General features: G+C 35.4%; 1 protein-coding gene. It reads right to left on the bottom strand.

Features of this window, described 5'->3' with window-relative positions:
* Positions 1–537: AMP-binding enzyme (locus GFJ36_RS28855; protein ID WP_157349861.1), on the bottom strand; the 537-nt coding region annotated here is incomplete at both ends.

Raw genomic sequence — 537 nt, 5'->3', positions numbered from 1 at the left:
TACCAATTTTCTCTCTACTCTATTCCGAGGTGCTATATATCCATCGCTCGTTTGTATAATAGAATCCCATGCGGGTAAAGCATTTTTATCTACCTTCCCATTAACAGTTAACGGCAATGATTCTATCTTGATAAAATGAGCCGGTACCATATAATTTGGAAGATGTACCTCTACATGTTTTCTCCACTCTTGTACATCTCCTTCACCTACAATATAGGCTACTAAGATTTTATCTCCAAATGTATCTTCTTGCGCTACCACAGTAACTTCTTTAATGTCTGGATGTTTTCCTAATATTGTTTCAATTTCACCTAACTCAATCCGAAACCCTCTAATCTTAACTTGTTTATCAGCTCTTCCTATATATTCTATATTTCCATCAGGTAAATATTTAACTAAATCACCGGTCCGATATAATCTATCATTTGAGCTATTCTTGAATGGGTGTGGAATAAATGATGCTTTTGTTAATTCCGGTTGATTTAAATATCCTCGTGCTAATGCGATACCTCCTATATAAAGTTCACCCACTGTTCC

The organism is Bacillus sp. EE-W1, from assembly GCF_009760835.1.
Lineage (GTDB): Bacteria > Bacillota > Bacilli > Bacillales > Bacillaceae_G > Bacillus_A > Bacillus_A wiedmannii.
The sequence above is the reverse complement of the archived record's forward strand: the minus strand, read 5'-3'. Positions and strand labels throughout refer to the sequence as shown.